The sequence below is a fragment of the endosymbiont of Lamellibrachia barhami genome (assembly GCF_011947365.2).
Lineage (GTDB): Bacteria > Pseudomonadota > Gammaproteobacteria > Chromatiales > Chromatiaceae > QGON01.
Genome location: NZ_JAAVSH020000001.1, coordinates 383,288 through 396,933 on the forward strand (window position 1 = coordinate 383,288; position 13,646 = coordinate 396,933).

Below are 13,646 nucleotides of genomic sequence, written 5' to 3' on the forward strand. Positions count from 1 at the left end.
TGAGAATGTGAAGAATTCCATGCACGGCTCTTATCATGCTATTAGCGACAGACACTTGCCCCGTTATCTGGCTGAATTCTGTTATCGTTTCAATCGCAGATTCAAGCTTGAAGACATGATTTCGCGTCTCGGCTGCGCCGCTGAGAGTGCTCGGCAAAGCATCTGCTTACGCTTTGTGCCCTCGTATCTCTGTGGGACCGGAGAAAAACGATATTTAGCAAGGAGCTGGACGGTGGATTCGATATCCAGAGGCCTCGTTATCTGCTCTTGAAAAATATACTGCAAACCATTTGATCACTCCTGATCATAAACCACGAAAATGAATGATCGCGATGCAACCACATTGATCTAAGAGCGGGTTGGAAAATCTGGGAGGAGAGCCTATCCGCCTACGAACCTTTGACAATCCATTGAGATTTGAAGACCTGATCAGGAGAGCGCAAAAGCTGGCCAGCGACGCCAGGGGACTTCATTATCCGCCGTGCGGGCGGCTTTACGCCTACCAACTTGCTGTAGTGGTGGACGATGCCTGTGGCGGGGATCTCACATTGTGCGCGGCGCGGTCCTGCTGCTATCACCCCGTCAGGTCACCTGCAACAACATTGGAACTACCACACCAGTCTAGCCACCTGCCGCTGGCGGTGGATGCAAACGGGCGAAAGCTGAGCAAACAGTACAAGGATGCTGATTTGAGAATCGACGTCCCCCTGCCGGCGCTGCTACGGCGCACTGCACCATCTGGGCCAGCCTCTGCCGACGAAAAGATTTTACCGGCGTCAGCGATTTCTGGGATTGGGCGATATCAAACTGGCTATTGGAAAATGTCCCGGCTAAACCAACACTTCAGCCCCTTTGATCTTTGCGTGGCTACGGCTCTGCGTAGAGCACGGTCAAGCGTAGCGGATCGGGCGTTCCTGACTATAACTATTGAGATTGCCGGTTCCGCTGCGCTTGAACCAGCCTACCTCTCAGGATTTCTATTCGCGCTACAGAAAATGTGTAAAAATGGCTGATCGCACTACGCCTAATCAGGGAAGCTATAAAAATGAAAAAGACCTATCGTTCACTCACTGCTTTGCCTCTTATTCTAATGTTGTCGGGAAATGCCTATGCACTTTCCGGTCAGGATTACCTCGACAAATGCAAGAAAGCCATCACAACCCCGCTGGAGAAGGAGACGGCGCAACAGGCAGTCAACCGCGCACTCGATGCCGGATCCTGTGGAGGTTTTCTGGGCGGGACACTCGGTGGAATGAATCTGGTCGGCAATATGCTTTTGCATAAAAAAGCACTGAAGCGAAACTTCGTCTGCCTGGATGAGGGAAAACAGATCAACGAATTGATGAAAGAGTTTCTGGTCTATCTTGAGGGGAAGCCGAAAGATATGAAGGCTCCTGTGCAGATGCACATCTTCAACCATTTCTCCAAGAAGTATTATTGCAAACCTATCGAAAAGCAGTAAGCCATTCCCTTACCCCATTGAATTGTGGGAGCGGCGGAGGCGCCGCTCCCACTAACTGCGGGTAATGAATACAATAGGGATTAAAAAAGCCGCCGCTACTTTCGTAGCGGCGGCTTTTTTGTCTCCATCAGCCTACGACTGAGTCAACTTTCAGGCCCGTTTTCTACGACGTACAAAACCTAAAGCACCAAGGCCAAAGCCGAACAGAATCAGCACCGAAGGCTCTGGGGCAGTCACCGGAGGCACAAATACCGTAATTGGATTCTGACTCATGCTGACAGCACCGGAACCGGTAAAGGTGAGTCCGGTGATGAAGGCAGTGGGATCCGTCGGGTCGAGCATCTCAGCAATTTCGATACCAAGAATACGGAAACGGTCGACGCCGCCAGTACCGAAATCATAGCTCGAGCCAGCCGCCCAACCTGCTGCCGCAAGCACCCAGTCCGTACCGTCCCAGGTGTAGATATCAAACAGATCATCACCGATGCTGGGCAGTAGTACTGTCTGAAACAGCGGCATGGTAGCCGGGTTGTCGATCTGGTAGTCATAACCAATGGCAACGTCGGGGTCGATAAAGATGGGTTGGCCCGCGACAACATTGAAGTCGAAGTCCCAACCATCCTGACTCTCAACCGGCATCAGCGGGTTTACCGGAGTCGCACCAGGCGGTTCGCCGTTGCGAATGGCGAAGGTCCAGAGTCCGGGGGTATCGGGGCTGACGTTACTGGTGTTTTGCAGTTCCAGCACTTCGGGACTGAAAGAGCCGGGCAGTGCGAGGAAGTTGGTATTGTCGCCGGCATCAAAACCTGCCTGCGCCTCGGTGCCGCCCAGACCATCAGTGCCGCCGCTGGCGTCACCGGTGGTCCACTCAAGCTGGTCGTAACGGAACTCGATATCGAAATCGCCGTCAACGCCAGTCTCGGCCGATGCGTCTCTCAGCACCAGTTGGAAGTTATTGGTTTTGGAGGTATCGGCAGGAAAGAAACCGACCTGGTCCCAAGTGACAACTACGGTACTGTCGTTTGGTGAAGCAACCCAGACATTGTTCGGTTCGTTATCAAAAGAATCGCCGGGACCGTCAAAACCTCCCTCGAAAAATCCAGCCAGCTCCAAAGCGTCATCCAAGAGGATGTAATCCACACCATCAAAGGTGGATACGGGTATGCCGAGATCACCAGGAAAGACGGGGAGCTCGGACACTGGAACAAATTCCTGGTCAAAACCATTGGGATTGAATATTTCGGTCGGCAGTAAATTCGGATCGAAACCCTCACCGAATTGGCCATCACGACTGGTATCCACATCGCCCCACCAGGGCGCGATCATAGGCTGGTTCGCAACCGGGAAGGGATCAGGCGTGTAGGATGAGATCGGGTTATCGAATGAGATGTTGCCGTTGTTGTTGATAAAGAAAGAGCTGAACTCATTCCCGTAGAAATTGATATTGAACGGAAGATCCAGCAGATTGCTGGAGCCGTCATCATTTGGCAACATCGCCTGCTCACCATAACCGCGATTTCCGCCCAGGCCATCGAGCAATTCTATTGCCTGTACAGATGTGGTGATACCGAATGCCAGCAATCCTATTGCCAGTTTTCTAAGATGCATTTTTATTTTCTCCCTAGTACGCAGATGGACTAATTTTCAGCGTGTCCTGATTGTTTAAGCACTTCGAAGGAGAATCGCAAGCAAGAACCAGGCCAGTAATATTTTTCCTATGTAAAACAAGAAGTAAAATCACTTCGATATTACGCCATGTGAATAACTGTAAAGTTTTTCGACGACAATGCCTGCGTTTATGCAAACAAAAAATAGAGCGTACTTAAGATTGATTTGAAGATTACCGCTGATTTGCAAATCAGGAGTACGTACCCCGGAGCATTCACTGGGAGATGGGAAACAATCAACTAACTATTTGATTTAACTTGAAGTTATTAGTCGACTGATTATTTTTAACGTTTTCAGCGCAATGAAGTCGATCGAGATACTGGCGCACAGAAGAACGCCTTTCCCTTTTTATCAATATGAATTAACGAATGGATTTCTGATGAACTCGGCTAAAAAATTGTGTAAAAAAGACCGACAACTTTAAATCGCCTTAACGCTCTGCGAGATCAAACCCCGGCAACTTCGCGCAGGTATTTGAAGAGCTTACGAAAAGCAGCCGGCGGCTTCTCTCTCTCCCGTTCCTTTTTCACTGCCTGGATCAACTGCCGCAGGTGTTGACGGTCAGCTGCGGGATATTCGGCCAAAAACTCGCCAAAGACACTGCTGTCGCCCGCAATCAGTTGGTCGCGCCAACGTTCAAGTTTATGGAAGCGCGCCACACCCGCCTGATGCTTGTTTTCGATCTCATCGATCACCTGCTCGATGGCATCGAGATCCTCGTGGCGTAGCAGCTTACCGAGCCGCCGCATGTGACGACGGCGGGCAATGTGAGATTTGATGCGCTTGGTCTCTTCCAAGCCATCCAGTAAAACCGGACTCAGAGGCATCCGGTCCAACTCCTTTTTGGAGAGCAGGGTCAACCGTTCGCCCAACTTCTGCAGCGCCAGCATCTCCCGTTTGATCTCGCTCTTGCTGGGGCCGAGATCCTCTTCCTCGTCAAAATCGCTCAACTCGTTAATTGGATATACTCCATTATCAGCTGGGGCGTTATCTGTCCCCGATATTCGTTGACATCGAGCCGGTATGCCAGCCGTACCTGCCCGGGCAATTCCCCCAAGTCCGCCTGATTGAAGGCGATAGCATCCAGACTCTCACGTCCGCCCATGGGAGCAAGGCGCAGTTTCAGATGGCGTTCACCAACCACACGCTGCTGCAGAACCTGAAAGGTTCCGTCGAAGGTTGGCTCCGGAAAGCCCTGTCCCCAGGGACCGGCGGCCCTGAGTTGCTGCGCAAGATCCAGATTGAAATCCGTCGCATCAAGCTCTCCGTCCGAGATCACCTCCCCCATAAGCCTGGAGGAATCCAGCAAAGCTGCCGCTTCACGTTCGAAGGCCGCTTTGAAGCGCGGCAGATTTTCCTGTTTCAGGCTCAGACCCGCAGCCATGGCATGTCCACCAAAGCGATCGAGCAGGCATGGATCGGCAGCAGCGATACGATCGAGCAGATCACGAATATGCAGACCGGGCACCGAGCGGGCGGAGCCTTTCAACATGCCCTCACCACCATCGGCAAAGGCGATCACCGGCCGATGATACTGTTCCTTGATACGGGAGGCCAGAATACCTATCACCCCCTGATGCCATTCCGCACGGAAGAGACAAAGTCCGGTGGGCAGTTCGCCCTCGGTGGAAAGATGGAGCTGTTCCAGCGCCTGCAGCGCCTGCTCCTTCATCTCCTGCTCGATCTCGCGGCGGGTCTTGTTGAGCTGGTCCAGTTCGGCAGCCATGCGGCGGGCCAGAGCGTGATCATTGGTGAGCAGACACTCGATGCCCTGCCCCATATCTTCGAGGCGGCCTGCGGCGTTGAGACGAGGTCCCACTGCAAAGCCCATATCGGAGGCCACTACACGATGCAGGGAACGGCCGGCAAGCTCCAACAGCGCCTGAATTCCCGGTCGGCAACGACCGGCGCGGATACGGCGCAGTCCCTGCTCCACCAGGATACGGTTATTGCGATCCAGGGGCACCAGATCCGCCACCGTACCCAGCGCCACCAGATCGAGCCACTCGGCCATGTTCGGTTCGGGCAGCCCTTTGGTTTTGAACCAATCCACTCCCCGCAAGCGGCTGCGCAGGGCGGCCATCACATAGAAAATGACACCAACACCTGCCAGATTCTTACTGCCAAAGCCATCACCCGGCTGATTGGGGTTGACGATAGCGGCGGCGTCAGGCAACGCTTTACCGGGCAGATGGTGATCGGTCACCAGTACCGGAATACCCAGTTCCGCCGCCCGCGCGACACCCTTCAGACTGGAGATTCCATTGTCCACGGTGACAATCAGATCCGGCGACCTTGCAGCCGCCAGCTCGACGATTTCCGGCGTCAGGCCGTAGCCGTAGTCGAACCGGTTCGGCACCAGATAGGAGAGCCGCTGCCCACCAAACGCCTGCAGCGCCAACATGAAAAGCGCGGTACTGGTGGCGCCGTCGGCATCATAGTCGCCCACCACAAGAATATGCCCGTTCTCCTCCAGTTGCCGATGCAGCAGAGCGACAGCCGCATCCACACCGAGAAGAGGAGCCATCGGCAACAGCCGATCCAGACCCTGTTCAAGATCCTCATCCGAGGTCAGACCTCTCGCCTGATAGACCCGGCGCAAGACAGGATGAATGTTTGCAGACAGGTGACTGCTTTGGGAGACGGTGGGGCGACGAATGATCTTCACGGTGTAGAATAGTAGGCAGTGAGAACGATCAGTATAAGTGAGAGAGGCGTATGGAGTCATCGTTATCGAACTCCGACCCACATTCCTGGTCTGAAAAACAAGTGCGGGTGTATGTTAGGCGCCGATGAACGCTGCAAAACGCCTCTCCTGCGAGCCATCAACCAACGCCTTTGAAATCATGATGCAGTTTCCATTTTTTCTCAGATACCCCCTTTACCGATTTGTCATTCTTACCCTGCTGCTGTCGGCAGGCAGTTCGAGCGCCTTGGGCGAGGTAACCACCCGTCTCTCCCGATCCGCCATCTGGGCGGACGAAACCGTCTCGCTCACTATTCAGATTAAAGGGGAAAACGAAGCAAAACCCGATCTCTCCGTACTCGACGCCCAGTTCGAGATCCTGGGGCGTTCCCAGCAGCAGAGCATCAGTGTGATCAACGGCAATGTATCACGCAGCCGTGGGCTCAATCTGACTTTGCTGCCAAAAACCACCGGCAGTCTGGAGATACCGCCGATTGCCGTCGGCAATGAAGCCTCAGCGCCACTGAGACTCCAGGTAAACGAGGGGACGGGCGAGAGCAACGGCGTGCCTGGCTCCGATGTCTTCATCGAACTGGAACTGTATGAGACCAGCGCCTATCTGCAGCAGGAGATCATCCTGACCCTGCGGCTCTTCATGGGAGAGGGGGTACGGGGTGAACAGCTCTCCGATCCAAAATCCAATCTGCCGGACACCGTCATCCAGCGTATCTCGGAAACCCAGTATAAGACCCAACGAGCCGGAGAAAGCTATCAGGTGGTGGAGCGGCGTTATGCGGTCTTCGCCTATCAAAGCGGCCAATTGAGACTCGACGGCGTGCGTTTCTCAGGACGCGGTGGCGGACGTGGCGGTTCCATCTATGATCTGCTCAACAGTCCGTTTGGCAACCAGAAGGTGGATCGGCACATCTATCGCACCGTCTCTGATGCGGTGAACATCGACATCAAACCGATCCCGGCGAACTTCAATGCCCGGCACTGGTTACCGGCGAGGAGCCTGCAGCTTGTTGAGACAGGTTTGGCCCGGAATAACCAGCAGATCGCGGGTAAACCCCTGACCCGTACTATCATGCTCTTTGCCGACGGACTGACATCTGCTCAACTACCCGCCATCGATATGCATCTGCCGGAAGGTGTTAAGCAGTACCCCGACAGACCGAAGATGAAAGACAATCTCTCCGGCGCAGGCATCACCGGCAGTCGCCAGAACAAGGTGACATTGGTGGCAGCGAACCCCGGTGACTACAAACTGCCGGCCATCGAGATTCCCTGGTGGAACACCGAGACGGATCAGAGGGAAACCGCTCGTCTGCCTGCTCGCAACATCGAGGTTCTGGGTGGCACTGCTTCAGTTCCACCGCCACGCCCAAAACGAACCGAATACACAGCGACAGCAGGTGAAACAGCACCTGCAGCCACCCACCTGCCGGTCACTCCAGAGTCAACCGACAACCCGTTGACCCACTGGCTCATTTGGGTGCTGGCGCTAGGCTGGATCACCACCCTGGTGATATGGCGCATGAGTCGTCATCGATCAAAACAGCAGACTGCAACGCCAGCGGCAGTCGGTCCGGCAGAAGCCGTACGGCGTCAGTCGATCGAGGAGGCTATCAAAACACTGGAGGGTGCTTACCGTGATCAGGACCGGGATGCGGCAAGGGATGCCTGGCTGAGATGGGGGGAGCTGCGCTGGCCGGAGAAGGCGCCAAGCAATCTCAATCGGTTGTCACACCGCTGCCCCAAACGGGTTGCCGAGGCGATACTCGCGCTGGATCTTACCTTTTACAGCCAGGACGAGCGTAGCGATTGGGTCAAGTTCGATCCAGGGGTTTTACGCAAGAAGATCGTCCTCTCCACAAAGATGATGCGGGCACAGCAGGCAGCCCTGACACCGCTCAATCCCTGAGCAGATGGAGAAAGCGCCTGCTGGAGGGCACAAACTACTCCTCCTCCCAACCACCGTAATCGAAGGTGATCTCATCTCCAGTGTTGATGTCTCTGAGTGCAAAGAGGTCGAAACCGTCAAATTCTGCATTACCCTCATCTTCGTGATTCAGGTAACGCAGCAGGTTGCGGCCGCTGCGGCCCACAGCTTCCTCGCCCTCTTCGAATACCCACAGTACATAGGTGCCGTCCCGCTTGGCAGTAGGACCTTCATAGGTGCCTATCTGCTGACCTTTGTTGATATCCACTTTGGCGAAAAGCCCTGTACCGTGGATCGTTGAGGATGCCTTAAAGACCAGGTTACCCAGTCGTTGTTTTTTTCCCTGCCAGCCATCTGATTCTCTCTCGATTGGACAAGCATCACCGTAAACTGCCATGATCGCTTCAAGCTCTCTGCGTACGGCTTTGCGTGCAACTTCATCCAGATCGCGGATCTCCGGCAACACCACGCCCTGGGTCAACAGTTTGATCTCCTTGCGCACGGCAACACACCCCTTCAGGCAGAGTTGCTCCACACAATCATCGATCTGCTTTCGCCCCATGTTCAGGTACCGTTAAGCCGCTACAGACGAGAATTATACCGAATCCCGTTCCAATACGTCTGAAATTCGGGAACAATAGCGCCAACTCACCCTCTAAAAATATTGAATAACCCAAATTTACTCAATAACTCCAAATATCAAAGGTAGAACCATGCCCTGGATCAGAAGTCTGTTTTTTGTTTTTGCACTGCTCATGCTTCAAACCGCCTCCGCAGAATGGGGCGAGGGATGGGATCCAATCGAGCCACCGATCCCCACTGCCGCGCCTGAGGGCAAAATCGAGGTAGTGGAGTTCTTCTGGTATGGCTGCCCTCACTGCTATACCCTTGACCCGCTGATGGAAGAGTGGGTGGCCAAGAAACCGGACAATGTTGTGTTCAGACATGTCCCTGCGCCGCTGAACCCAAGCTGGACTGTTCACTCGCAATTCTTCTATGCCGCCGAGGCCCTGGGCGTAACGGACAAACTGCATATCCCCCTGTTTAAAGCCCTTCACGACAAGCACCGCAAACTGTTCGATAAACAGTCGCTTATCGACTTTGCCGTCGAGCATGGCGTCGACCGCAAGAATTTTACCGAGACCTGGAACTCATTCGGTGTCTTTGTGAAGGTTCAGCAGGCACGTAAACTCTCCCAACGCTTTCAGCTGGATGGCGTTCCCGCCGTGGGTATCAACGGTAAATACAAAACCAGCGCCACCCTTGCCGGCAGCTATCCGAAGATGTTCAAAATAGTCGATGAACTGGTGCAGCTGGAGTCCCAGTCCAAGTAATGTGTCATACGGATAATTAGCGTCCGTCAAAAATCGCAGTTATTACCACGAAGCGCACAAAGGGCACGAAGAAAAATCGTTGTTGATCAATGTTTTGCCTTCGTGCTCTTTGTGTTCTTCGTGGTTGGTCATGGACTTTAAGGGCGAACGCTAAATCCCGGCCTGCTGCATCAGCCAGGATCCCTTGGCGGAAAAGAAAACGATATAACGTTCCCGAAAATCATCCACGAGCGACCCTTTCACAGAAGGTCTGGCCAACAGACGATCACTCCATGATTGCAATGGCTCAGGCAGTAGTCCTGCCAACTCAACCCTGATTTCCGCAAGCAGTTCCTGGCGCATAAAGAGCGGTGCGTAAGCCGCATCCAGCAGAGAAAACACCCCATCTCCATCAAACACGCCTGCTTCAAAAGGCGCCAGCAGACGTTTCAGCTCGCGTTCCAGATGTGCCAGCCGTTCTTGAAAAGTGGTTTCATCTTTCGCCAACACCAGTTCCATCTGATCAACCAGCAACCCGGAGCCGAATTCGATCCATGCCTTGTGTTGTGCCCGCCGTAGTGGATCCATAGGGTGCAGGCGTGGCTGAAACACCTCATCCAGATAGTCGATAATGACCGAAGACTCAAACAGAACCTGATCCTCCACCTCCAAAAGAGGCACTTTTCCCAGCGGGGAAATTGCCTGAAACCACTCAGGAGGATGGGCCAGATCGATATAGGCCACCTCATATTCGACCGATTTCTCCCTGAGCGCGATAACTGCCCGCTGAACATAGGGGCAAAGTACAAAACTGACCAAATTGATCATCATGGGAAATACCCTGTTTTCTCTGCTGGCCAACTTCGGCAACAGCAACCATCAAGGCCGTTTGACAAAAGATCACAAAAACCGGACTCAGACATAAAAAACCCCTTACAATCAAACTCCTACTATAGTATCTTTTAGCAATATCACACTTTAAAATCGCTAAAGAATGCGTAATAGTGGACGATATACAGGCTACTGTGCGCTAATCCACTATTGAAGTGAGGCTACCTCGCGGCAGTTACTGTGTCTGAGGATTGAGATCGGTCATTCTGCCGTAAATTGGAATTACGGCATAATCAGGCATTAAATTCGCGGCAGTTGGACAGGAAGTGCTGACATCTGTCGTTTCACACTTTGAGTCAGTACGGTCGACAATGGCAACAGTAAGCCGCTTTGGTTTCCGTATCCCCGAACAGGTCCCGCCTAAAGGGAACGCCTTCTTTTTGAGTGCAAAAGAGGTCAAGATCTGGGCTGATCGACTGCCTGTTGCCAATGTTGGGGAGACCTCCCGCCAAGTCTTCAAAGCGCTCGTCGAGTTCAACCGCTCCCTTGTCGCGGGAAAAAACCGCCTGCTGAGCATCGAGGGCTTTCGGGAACCGGTCAACTACATCAGCGAAAATCTTGCCAAACACTTTATCGACGCAGGACTCCCCCTCTCCGACAAATCCCATAAAATCGCGATATTAAGCCGCGAGCTCGCCAACGAACTTGCGACTGCCTATAAATGCGTCGTTGAAGATCTGCTGCGGGAATCGCCCGAGAAGGTGGATCGAAAACTGCTGGCCATCTCCATCCATCGCGGCATCAACTACCTCTCTGGTGTGCTGTTACAGTCTGCCCTGATCTATGACACCTACCCTCACCACACCTGGAAAGAGCTGCACACGCTTCATCGACTGGCGCAAAAATATAAAGTAAACAGCCTTGCCGTCAGGGATGACATCGAGCAGCGTATCAAAACCTCTACCATCGACGGGGTCTACCGGCGCATTCTGCTCTATTCCCTGGCATCGCCCTACAAGATGCGGCAGCGGGATAATCTTACGGTTTATCGGAATCTGCAGGAGTGGAACCATTTCACCAAGCTCTATTCACAGCAGGAAGCGCCCCCAGAGGCCGTTTTCACCGTGCAGCAGGACAGTGACTATCCACCAACTCACGAAACCCTCGCCGGGCAAGCCAACGAAAAACATCGTTTGAGACTCGATACACGTGAACTCATCGACAAACTGCGGGAGCAGTTTGACGATACATCCGCCCCGGCTAAAGAGGGTATCCCGCTAGTGGGTACTGAACAGATAAATAAGCATCTACTCAGGCAACTGATTCAGTTATGGACGACGATTCCACAGCGTGAGTTCGTACGCACCAAACTCAATTTCGAGTTACGGCTCGCCGTCGGACTATCAGATATCTACCATTTGACAAAATCACCCGGGGCACCTCCCGAGAGCAGCACCGAGGCCCGTCTGCAGGAGGATGTGAACTGGATGGGCCAGCAAACCACCAGGGGTGAACCAAACGATAATATGTTGACTGCCGACGCTTCTTTCACCCTTATCCCCATTGAGCCGAGCAACGATATACGAAGGAGCGGTTTTGAAGAGTTCGGCCCCGGTTCACGGGACGAATCTGAACCTGAGCCTGCGGTTCCCATCTGGGGCAATGGCCGTGACAACGACAACAGTGCGCAAACCCATACCTTTCGCACCCTCAATGAGAGTGCAGGGGGGTACTGTATCGCCTGGCAAGGCGCTCGCACGCCCGCAATCAAGGTGGGCGAACTAATTGGCATCCAGTCAGCCTCTGCCAGCGGTCAGTTTGGGGTCGGCATCGTACGCTGGATCAGGAACACGCAAAAAAATTCATTGCAGGTTGGACTGCAGATGATCGCGCCCAATGCCGTGGCGGTGGAAGCGCGAAGGGAGAATCTCCCGAATGCCCAGGCCCACGAATGCCTGCTGTTGCCGGAGGTTGGCACGTCAGGTCAGTCCGCCAGTTTTATCGGCCCATCCTACCCGTTCAATGTGGGCAATAAAATGAAGCTGGATGACGGCAGCAACAATCGCAAGATCAAGCTTACACGGGTACTCGAGACAACCGGCACTATCTCCCAATTTCAGTTCAGCTATATTGACCAGGCCGACCAGTCGGCCGAAGGGAGTAGTGATGAGGACTCAGACTTCGACAATATCTGGTCCATCATCTGAAGAACTTCACAGGGGTCGGAGCGACAGGACTCTCAGTGCAGTGATACCCCATCTGACTCAGACTCCGACCTACACCATTAAAACCCAGCCTTTTTGTACCAGCGCTGCGCCTCTTCCGAATCCTTTTCAACACCCCGTCCCTCCGCATACATCATGCCCAGCGTAGTTTGGGAGCCTGCCAGCCCCTGATCAGCAGCTTTGCGGAACCACTCTGCCGCCTTGGCGGGATTCTGCTCCACACACTCTCCTTCGAGATACATGAAACCCAATCCATGCTGCGCCATGGCATGGCCGCTCTCTGCCGCAGACTTCATATACTTGTAGGCCATCAACGCGTTGACGACCATCCCCAAGCCGCCTTGGGCCATAATCGCCATACGATACTGGGCTTCGTAATGGCCGGCGTCGGCCAACGGTGACAACATCTCCGAAGCACGGGCAAAGTACTTCGCCTCGAATGCGGCGATGCCGCTGCTCAGCTCCATATCGAAATTATCTTTTGTATCGCTCATACATTCTTCTCTCTGATTCTGTTGCGGGGCTGGCGTTGGCGAAGCGCTCCTCCCCGACTACGCGATCGATCCATCGGCCGGATAGCGACCCGATTGGTTACCCAGGCGCAGACCTCCCCATTCGGCAGATAGAAACCGAACTCAAAACAGGGATCGCTCCGCGGACCATGGGCTAAATCCGCCGCTATCTGTTGTTCGATATCCGCGTCGAAGTCAAAGCGCAACTCCAGATCAAATAGACCCGGGCGCCGAAAATCGACTTCCAGATGCCTAGTCCAAACCGCGTGGCCGGGAAAGACCCTGTTACAGGACAATGCAGAAATAGGATCCGCCAGTGCGGCAATGGAGCCGCCAAACATACTGCCACCCGGATTCCTGGTTCGTCGATTCAGCGGCAGCAGAAGCCGGACTTTGCGCCAGCCGTTTTCCAGGGCCAACACTTTGACCCCCATACTGCGAAACGGCGGGAACCACTCCAGACGCCGGGCGGGGGAGATCCAACCTGTATATCTCAACCAGTCGGTTAGATGCATCAGCTTTATATCACCCTCAGCTCAGGACACTCCCGTCGGATTCACAGGGTATATCGGAAAAATAGTTGGTTTTGATCGCAATCATCCGCAAAATAGGCGTTTTCCCCTTCGACCTCACCAATGCAGACCAGACTCAGTCCCCAAACACTTGCATCTGCTAATGGCCGGGAAGCCGAGCAGATCCTGCGCAGCTGCGTACATTGCGGATTCTGCACCGCTACCTGCCCCACCTACCAACTGCTGGGAGATGAACTGGACGGACCGCGGGGCCGCATCTATCAGATCAAGCAGCTGCTCGAGGGTACGACTCCCACTGACAGTCTACAACAGCACCTCGACCGCTGCCTCTCCTGCCGCTCTTGTGAGACCACCTGTCCCTCAGGCGTCAATTACTTAGCCGCCTGCTGGAGATAGGACGAACACCTGGAGCGAGATCAAGCGAACCGGCATGGACAGCCTGCGCCATCAACTACTCATCAAGACACTGCCCGG

At 53.9% G+C, this 13,646-nt stretch carries 11 protein-coding genes and 2 pseudogenes; 6 read left to right on the forward strand and 7 right to left on the reverse strand.

The window, feature by feature from the left end:
* Positions 1-130: pseudogene (locus G9Q73_RS01580) on the forward strand (transposase); the annotation flags it as partial.
* A 915-nt stretch (positions 131-1,045) separates the two neighbouring features.
* A complete protein-coding gene (locus G9Q73_RS01585; protein WP_177418190.1) occupies positions 1,046-1,462 on the forward strand; it encodes a Rap1a/Tai family immunity protein in 417 nt (138 codons plus the stop codon).
* A 150-nt stretch (positions 1,463-1,612) separates the two neighbouring features.
* On the opposite strand, the gene G9Q73_RS01590 is transcribed toward G9Q73_RS01585, so the two are convergent.
* The 3 genes from G9Q73_RS01590 to recJ all read right to left on the reverse strand — a co-directional run bounded on the left by G9Q73_RS01590 (position 1,613) and on the right by recJ (position 5,858).
* Entirely contained in the window at positions 1,613-3,070 is a 1,458-nt protein-coding gene (locus G9Q73_RS01590; protein WP_177418191.1) for a nidogen-like domain-containing protein, read from the reverse strand.
* 506 nt (positions 3,071-3,576) lie between these two features.
* Positions 3,577-4,080: a ribosome biogenesis factor YjgA gene (gene yjgA, locus G9Q73_RS01595; RefSeq protein ID WP_246344909.1), complete on the reverse strand. Its 504-nt coding sequence runs from the start codon at positions 4,078-4,080 to the stop codon at positions 3,577-3,579.
* Positions 4,077-5,858, reverse strand: a complete 1,782-nt coding sequence (gene recJ, locus G9Q73_RS01600; protein WP_177418192.1) for a single-stranded-DNA-specific exonuclease RecJ — start codon at positions 5,856-5,858, stop codon at positions 4,077-4,079. Before recJ ends, yjgA begins: the two co-directional genes overlap by 4 nt.
* Positions 5,859-5,922: 64 nt before the next feature.
* On the opposite strand from recJ, the gene G9Q73_RS01605 reads away from it, so the two are divergent.
* A complete protein-coding gene (locus G9Q73_RS01605; RefSeq protein WP_177418193.1) occupies positions 5,923-7,740 on the forward strand; it encodes a BatD family protein in 1,818 nt (605 codons plus the stop codon).
* Between the two features lie 34 nt (positions 7,741-7,774).
* On the opposite strand, the gene G9Q73_RS01610 is transcribed toward G9Q73_RS01605, so the two are convergent.
* Positions 7,775-8,320: an SET domain-containing protein gene (locus tag G9Q73_RS01610; RefSeq protein ID WP_246344912.1), complete on the reverse strand. Its 546-nt coding sequence runs from the start codon at positions 8,318-8,320 to the stop codon at positions 7,775-7,777.
* A gap of 151 nt (positions 8,321-8,471) precedes the next feature.
* On the opposite strand from G9Q73_RS01610, the gene G9Q73_RS01620 reads away from it, so the two are divergent.
* Positions 8,472-9,092, forward strand: a complete 621-nt coding sequence (locus tag G9Q73_RS01620; protein ID WP_177418194.1) for a thiol:disulfide interchange protein DsbA/DsbL — start codon at positions 8,472-8,474, stop codon at positions 9,090-9,092.
* A gap of 150 nt (positions 9,093-9,242) precedes the next feature.
* Here the strand turns inward: G9Q73_RS01620 and G9Q73_RS01625 are convergent, their stop codons facing one another.
* Complete coding sequence (locus G9Q73_RS01625) at positions 9,243-9,902, reverse strand: glutathione S-transferase family protein (RefSeq protein ID WP_177418195.1); 660 nt, start codon at positions 9,900-9,902, stop codon at positions 9,243-9,245.
* Positions 9,903-10,273: 371 nt separating this feature from the next.
* Between G9Q73_RS01625 and G9Q73_RS01630 the strand changes: the two genes are divergently transcribed.
* Complete coding sequence (locus tag G9Q73_RS01630; protein ID WP_177418196.1) at positions 10,274-12,109, forward strand: cyclic-di-GMP receptor FimW-related protein; 1,836 nt, start codon at positions 10,274-10,276, stop codon at positions 12,107-12,109.
* A gap of 77 nt (positions 12,110-12,186) precedes the next feature.
* On the opposite strand, the gene G9Q73_RS01635 is transcribed toward G9Q73_RS01630, so the two are convergent.
* Entirely contained in the window at positions 12,187-12,621 is a 435-nt protein-coding gene (locus G9Q73_RS01635; RefSeq protein ID WP_177418197.1) for a tetratricopeptide repeat protein, read from the reverse strand.
* Positions 12,618-13,154: a PaaI family thioesterase gene (locus G9Q73_RS01640; protein ID WP_177418198.1), complete on the reverse strand. Its 537-nt coding sequence runs from the start codon at positions 13,152-13,154 to the stop codon at positions 12,618-12,620. The genes G9Q73_RS01635 and G9Q73_RS01640 overlap by 4 nt, the downstream gene beginning before the upstream one ends.
* Before the next feature lie 120 nt (positions 13,155-13,274).
* On the opposite strand from G9Q73_RS01640, the pseudogene G9Q73_RS01645 reads away from it, so the two are divergent.
* Positions 13,275-13,646, forward strand: a pseudogene (locus tag G9Q73_RS01645) (4Fe-4S dicluster domain-containing protein); the annotation flags it as partial.